The 6,568-nt window shown below is 62.9% G+C and carries 6 protein-coding genes; 4 read left to right on the plus strand and 2 right to left on the minus strand.

The genetic code is table 11. The features are described 5' to 3' along the window. Nucleotides 1–339 precede the first annotated feature (339 nt). From H7F49_RS04345 to H7F49_RS04360, 4 genes are all read left to right on the plus strand, one after another. Nucleotides 340–1,614 (plus strand): cytochrome P450, encoded by a 1,275-nt coding sequence (locus H7F49_RS04345; protein ID WP_185682338.1) that lies wholly within the window; start codon nucleotides 340–342, stop codon nucleotides 1,612–1,614. 25 nt (nucleotides 1,615–1,639) lie between these two features. Further along, on the plus strand, nucleotides 1,640–2,713 hold the full coding sequence (locus H7F49_RS04350; RefSeq protein ID WP_185682339.1) for an NAD(P)H-dependent amine dehydrogenase family protein: 1,074 nt from the start codon (nucleotides 1,640–1,642) through the stop codon (nucleotides 2,711–2,713). Between the two features lie 31 nt (nucleotides 2,714–2,744). After that, nucleotides 2,745–3,491: an SDR family oxidoreductase gene (locus H7F49_RS04355; protein ID WP_185682340.1), complete on the plus strand. Its 747-nt coding sequence runs from the start codon at nucleotides 2,745–2,747 to the stop codon at nucleotides 3,489–3,491. Between the two features lie 79 nt (nucleotides 3,492–3,570). Next, nucleotides 3,571–5,088 carry a GH39 family glycosyl hydrolase gene (locus H7F49_RS04360; RefSeq protein WP_185682341.1) on the plus strand — a complete coding sequence of 506 codons (1,518 nt, stop codon included), beginning with the start codon at nucleotides 3,571–3,573 and terminating at the stop codon, nucleotides 5,086–5,088. Between the two features lie 30 nt (nucleotides 5,089–5,118). Here H7F49_RS04360 and H7F49_RS04365 read toward each other — a convergent pair whose 3' ends face one another. Together H7F49_RS04365 and H7F49_RS04370 are read right to left on the minus strand one after the other, a co-directional pair. Beyond that, nucleotides 5,119–5,718, minus strand: coding sequence for a TetR/AcrR family transcriptional regulator (locus tag H7F49_RS04365; RefSeq protein ID WP_185682342.1), 600 nt, complete (start codon nucleotides 5,716–5,718; stop codon nucleotides 5,119–5,121). Between the two features lie 205 nt (nucleotides 5,719–5,923). Then, nucleotides 5,924–6,568 (minus strand): hypothetical protein (locus H7F49_RS04370; protein WP_214647642.1); only part of this gene is annotated, 645 nt, incomplete at its 5' end.

Below are 6,568 nucleotides of genomic sequence, written 5' to 3' on the forward strand. Positions count from 1 at the left end.
AGATCCGAGGCGCGATCCACAACCCTCTGAAGTGAAGCGATTTTACGAGATTGCGCGAGTGCGGCAGGCGCAGCCGATCACGCGGGGTCCGGGCAGTCACGCCCGGACCCCGCGTGATCGGCACGTTTGTGCCAGCGCGCTGACCGACGCGGCCCGCGGCTAACGACGGTCAGCGTCCTCGCAGAAGCGCTCGCTTTGTGCGACATAGTGTGGCACAAAATTGGAGGTCCGGACGGTGAGTCGAGCCCGGCGTGACCGCCACACCCGGTGGGTACGACGGTCCAAGATCGCGAAGAGCCACAACGGTCTCGCGGGAAGCAACGCGGGAGAGGGCATGCCATGTTGATCGAGCGAGACTTCTTCACCGATCCCGAGATCCTGCTCGACCCCTATTCATACTTCGAGGAAGTGCGCCGCCTCGGTCCGATCGCGCAGGTGCCGGGCAAGGACTATCTGATCGTCACCGGCTTCGCCGAGGCGCTGGCGATCTTCCTCAATACGACCGACTTTTCTGCATCTATCGCGCTTCAAGGCGCTGCCTGTCCACTGAGCTTCACGCCCGAGGGGCCGGACATTTCCGACCAGCTCGAAGCGCACCGCACCGAGATCATCGGCCATGATCTGCTGGTGAATCTCGATGACAGGGCACATGCAAACCTGCGCGCGCTGGTCAACCGGCTGTTCACGCCCTCGCGGCTCAAGGCCAACGAGACCTTCATCCGACGTTACTCGGCGGAGCTGGTCGACCAGGCTTTGGGCCGCGGGAGCTGCGAGCTGATTGGCGAGATCGCGACGCCATTCGTCACCATGGTCATCGCCGACCTCCTGGGCGTGCCTGCCGACGACCGGCAGTTCTTCATGGACATCATCCAGTCTGCGCCCCCGCCGGGAAGTTTGGACAGCGCGGAGAACGACTTTGCATCGCAAGCGGACCATCCCATGGCCGTGATGGCGCGCTACTTCGCGGGGTACCTGCAGGAGCGACTGACCTCACCGCGGCAGGACATCCTGAGCGAACTCGTTCACGCCGCCTATCCCGATGGCACGAAGCCGAGCCTCGCGGATCTGGTGAACCTCTCCACATTCATGTTCGGAGCCGGCCAGGACACCAGCGCCAAGCTGATTGGCAATGCTATGCGCTATCTGGTGGATGAGCCGGGGCTGCAGGAGACCGTACGGCGCGACCCGGAGCAGGTGCCGGCCATGCTGGAGGAAGTTCTCCGGCTGGAAGGGTCATCCAAGATCACCGCGCGGCTGTGTCGCCGCGACACCGAGATCGCCGGCACCAAGATCAAGGCCGGCACTCGGATCGCGATCGCACTTGCCGCAATCAGCCGTGACCCTCGTCGGTGGGATGATCCGCACCGATTTATCCTGAACCGCCCACGTATTCGCGAACACCTTTCGTTCGGCCGTGGAGCCCACACCTGCGCCGGCTCTCCCTTGGCACGCGCCGAGGTGGACATCCTCTTCCGCGATTTCCTGCAGCGCACCTCGAATATCGATCTCGACGAGGCACATCATGGACCGCGTGGCGCCCGACAGCTGAGCTTCGAGCCAAGCTTCATCGTACGTGGGCTGGCGCAGCTCCACGTCTCGCTAGAACGGGCCTGATTGGCCAATTTGCGGGAGCCTGCTCTTGTCAAAACACACATCACATAACCGCCCATTACGCGTCGTCCAGTGGGCCACAGGCACCGTTGGGACAAGCGCGCTGCGGGGGATCATCCAGCACCCCGACCTCGAGCTGGTCGGCGTTCGCGTCTATTCGGACGCCAAGGCCGGAAAGGACGCCGGGGATCTTTGCGGATTGGCCCCGGTCGGCATTGCGGCAACCCAGGTTGTTCCATCTCTCCTTGCTACTCGGCCCGATTGCGTCGTCTACATGCCCGACCGCACCGATGTGGACGAACTCTGCGGTATTTTGGCGAGCGGCGCGAACGTAGTGACCACCCGCGCCGACTTCTTCAACCCGGCGATGATGGCACCGGAACTTCGCGAGCGCGTCGAAGCCGCCTGCCGTGAGGGTAACAGCTCGCTGCACGCGACCGGAAGCAGTCCAGGGTTTGTCACCGAGGCCCTCATCCCGCCCTTGCTCTCGCTCCAGCGCAACCTCGATCTGCTTACGATCGACGAGTTCGCTGATTGCGTGGACACCTGCTCGGACGACATGCTGCTCAACATCATGGGGTTCGGTGCTCCTCCGCAGGTCTTCGAACGAACCGAGTTCACGGAGCGGGATACCACGTTTGGCCATTCGCTGGGCGTCGTGGCGGCGGCTATCGGCCTGCCCTTCGACCACGTGGAGGTGAGCAGCGAATTCGCCGTTGCCCGGTCGCCCGTCCAACTGCGCGAGACGGTCATCGACGCAGGGACCGTGGGCGGCCAACGCCACACCGTCACCGGGTTTTGCAGCGGGCGACCGGTCCTGCGGTTCCGGTCCAACTGGTACGTGACCACCGACCTCGACAAGGCCTGGGCGCTGCGTGACGACGGCTGGCAGATCACGGTCGAGGGTGACACTCCGGTCGAGCTCACCATGCGCTTTCCGATCGGGTCGGATCCGGTGACCCGCGCCGCCATCATGCCGAATGTGACGGCGCATCGTCCGATCAACAGCATCGCGGCGGTATGCGCGGCACCGGCCGGCATCGTGACGTCAGCGACCCTGCCCCAGATCTTCGCGCGGCTCGGGCCTGCACCGCGCCGCTAGCACCAACACCGAGAACTCAGGAGAGAACAGGATGACCAAGAACCGCGTTGCCGTCGTGACCGGCGCCGCCGCCGGAATCGGGCTTGGCATTGCCCGCCGCTTCGCACTCGATGGCTATGCTACGGCCATGCTCGATATCGAGGAAAACCAGCTCAAGGCTGCCGCCGACGAATTGCGAGCCGAAGGCGCGACTGTGCTTGCGCTCAAAGCAAACGTCGCCTCGCGAGCGGAAATCGAGGCAGCCTATGCGACGATCCGTAGTGAGCTCGGACCGATCTCGATCGTGCTACCGAACGCCGGCATCGCGCCGATGGTGCCATTCGAGCACATGTCTGTCGAGCAGTGGCAGCAGGTCATCGATGTGAACCTCACGGGCGTGTTCCACACGATCCAGGCGGCACTTCCCGACATGGCGGCAGCCGGCTGGGGACGTGTCGTGTCGATCTCCTCGCAGGCAGGTCAGTCGGGCGGGATGTGCATGGCCCACTACTCGGCCTCGAAGGGTGGCGTGATCAGCCTGACCAAGGGGCTCGCCCGCGAGCTCGCGGCGCTTGGCATCACCGTAAACACCGTTGCTCCGTCGGTGTGCGAAACCCCGCAGATGCACCGGGCCATGGAAGCCGGTCTCTTTCCACTTGAGGCGATCCTACCCATGATTCCGATCTCGCGAGCTGGCCAACCAGACGAGATCGCCTCCGCCTGCGCGTTCCTGGCCTCCGACGATGCGGCCTACGTGACGGGACAGGTGCTGGCGGTGAACGGCGGCATGTACATGTAAGCGCCTGCGACTGAGGTGACTGGGACAATGCCCCCGGTCAGCAGCTTGCTCGTCAAGGAACACAAACGGAGTATTTGCAGTGGACCGACGTCAATTTCTGCAAGCCAATCTCGCACTCGGAGCGGTAGCTGTCGCCTCTCCCCTGCGCGCACAGGTTCAGCCAGACACGATCGAAGTGAAGGTCGATGCACGGTCGGTGACTGGACATCTGCCGCACATCTGGGAGGAAAGTGCTGGATCGGATCGAGCACTTACAACCTTGCGTGAGGCGTGGCGTGCCGACCTTGCCCGGTGGCGCCGGGAGGTAGGCCTGAAGCGCGTCAGATTCCACGGCATCTTCAACGACGAGATGGGCGTGTTCACCCCATCCATTCTCACCGGCGGAAAGGCTGAGATAAACCTACAGAACGTCTTCCAGGTTTACGACGGCCTGCTTGCCCAAGAGGTGGCGCCCTTTATAGAACTCAGCTTCATGCCGAAGGCTCTGGCTTCGGGCACACGAACCTTCTTTGGGTACAACGGCAATATCACGCCTCCGAAGAGCAATGATGATTGGGCGGGATTCATCACGACCTTCGCGAGGGCGCTCATCGCGCGCTACGGGATTGCAAAGGTCAGGAGCTGGCCGTTCGAAGTCTGGAACGAACCCAACCTTGCGTTTTTCTGGGCGGGCAATCAGCAGCAGTATTTTGACATGTACAAGGCTACGGCAGTGGCGCTTAAGCAAGTCGATGCACATCTGCAAGTCGGTGGACCATCTACCTCGTCGGCAGCATGGATCACTGAGTTTGCGAACTACTGTGCAACGAACAACGCACCTGTCGATTTCTTCTCCACACACACTTATGCTGGCGACAAGCAGGAAGCCGTCTTCGGGCCTGGTGTGTCCATGCCACAGAACGATGTGATCCCGGCTGCCATGGCCAAGACGCGGCGGATCATTGATGCTTCCCCATTTGCCGGCAAGCCATTGTGGCTGGGTGAGTGGGGATCGGACAGCCCGGCTATGATCGCTCACGTCGTGGCAAATTGTCTGCCTCACGTGCAGGGTATGTCACACTGGACAATGTCCGGTGTTTACGAAGAACTTGGCGCGCCCAGTTATGTCCTCAAGGAAGGCGACATGGGCTGGGGTCAGCTGATCCAGGGCGTAGCTCGGCCGGGCTTCAACACCTACAAGCTGCTGCATGCACTGGGTCACCGCCGCGTTAAAGGCGCCGGGCCGGTATTGGCCTCTCGCCGCGATGACGGGAAGTTGGCAATGCTGGTGTGGAACCTCGCCGACGTCCCACAAGCAGCAGGAATTCCTGGAGCAACCAGTACGCGAACTGTTCGTGGAGCAAACAAGCGCGTGCACATTCAGGTGGCGGGCGCTCATGAGGGTCAGATCACACGGGTACAGTTCGTTGATCAGGCCCGCGGATCTCCCATGCCCGCGTGGCGGAAGATGGGCAGCCCGCAATATCCCTCCCCAGCACAGATGGAGGCGCTACGCCGCGCGTCCGACATCCCCGAGGCCAGCTCACTACGCCTGGGACGCGGCGGAAGCCTCACGCTCGAACTGCCGCCCGAAGGCGTTGCCTTGATCGAGATCTGACCTCGGGCGCTGGTGGCTGCGCTGCGCGGATCAGTCGAGCTTCACGTCGCGCGAGACCAGCGTCGGCTCGACGATCAGCTGCGTGAGGAACGTAACTACATTTCGCACCGGATAGTCGTCTTCCTGGCTTAGCCACCAGGCCAGGATCTCGAAGACGCCCGACGCGACAAATCGGGAGACTAGCGAGACGGGAAGCCAGGGGTTCTTCCGCTCAAGGTCTTGGCTGTTGCCGATCTCGGCGAAAATCCGCGCGAACTCGACTCTCATCGCTCCAGCCGCCTGGGTGGTGAGCAGCGCCTTCCACAACGTACGACGCTCATGCACGTAGCCGCACAGCAGGATCAAACTCTCCTCCGGTGAAGCGCGCTGCATATTGGGGACGGTCGCGCCTAGCAGGCGGCGCACCTCACCAGCCGCGATGTCCTTCAGCAGCTCTTCCTTGGTGCCGTAACGCCTGAAAAACGTGGGATAGCTGACACCGGCTCGGGTGGTGATGTCGCGAATGGTGACCTCGTGGAACGCGCACTCGCCAAGCAGCGCCAGGAGCGCTGCCTGCAATGCCTCGCGCGACCGGATTGCCCGGGCGTCGTCCGGTCGCGACATGCGCTGGCGGGCTCGCGTATCGGTCATATCGCCTCCTCGCCTCGCGTCGAACCAAGGTCAAGCAGGCCCCCGCAACGGCTCGGCGGATGGGAAGTACGCATTCGTAAGGCGGCATGACAGGTCCCACAGCTTCGCGTCCGGCCCTGCCGACGTTCTGGGCCCGCTTATCTGGCAGCACGTCCACGGCAAGCCGCCCGAGGCGGGCGAGCGCCGCTTCGAACTCGAGCTCTGATCAGCCCGGCGACCAATCGCGACGTACCCGCCTCAGTTTGCGGTCGAAGGGCACCGCGATGCCCTCATGCACGACGATCTCGGCGATTATGCCGAGATGCTCGAGCCGGCGTTCGAGCGCGGCACGGGCTCTGCTGGCGATGTCTCCTTCCGCACCCACCAAGCTAATGGCTATGGCGGCGGGCCCGGTCTGGACCGCCCGAAAGTCGGCAATCCCCGGGTGTGCATCGACGATGGCGTTGCGCACGACATCCGGCGTGACCGTGACAATCGCGCCGCTCCTGTTCGCGAGCATGAAGATATCGTCGGCGCGGCCGTGCACGGCCTTGACCCTCTGGAAGGCCGATCCACACGGGCATGGCTCGTTGGACAATTCGAGAAGATCGTTCATCCTGTAGCGCACCATGGCTTGGGCGGTGCGAGTAAAGTCCGTGACGATTGGAGTCTTGAGCGAGCCGCCACCCGGCGCATTCTCCCATTCGAAATGCACGACATCCTCGGCCAGATGCAGCGCGCCGTGTGCGGATTCCGACGATCGCGCGCATGTATTCCGATCTGATGCCGCGCAGTGTTCCGATTTGATCGCGCGCAGGTGGAGCACCTGATCGTCGCTGTGTTGTGACACTATGCTTTGCTGTTGGTCAAG

It is taken from the genome of Novosphingobium aerophilum (assembly GCF_014230305.1).
GTDB classification, from domain to species: domain Bacteria; phylum Pseudomonadota; class Alphaproteobacteria; order Sphingomonadales; family Sphingomonadaceae; genus Novosphingobium; species Novosphingobium aerophilum.

Coding starts and splice junctions, on each gene's coding strand:
- H7F49_RS04345 (WP_185682338.1), top strand. CDS start 340: ATGTTGATCGAGCGAGACTTCTTCACCGATCCCGAGATCCTGCTCGAC.
- H7F49_RS04355 (WP_185682340.1), top strand. CDS start 2,745: ATGACCAAGAACCGCGTTGCCGTCGTGACCGGCGCCGCCGCCGGAATC.
- H7F49_RS04365 (WP_185682342.1), bottom strand. CDS start 5,718: ATGACCGATACGCGAGCCCGCCAGCGCATGTCGCGACCGGACGACGCC.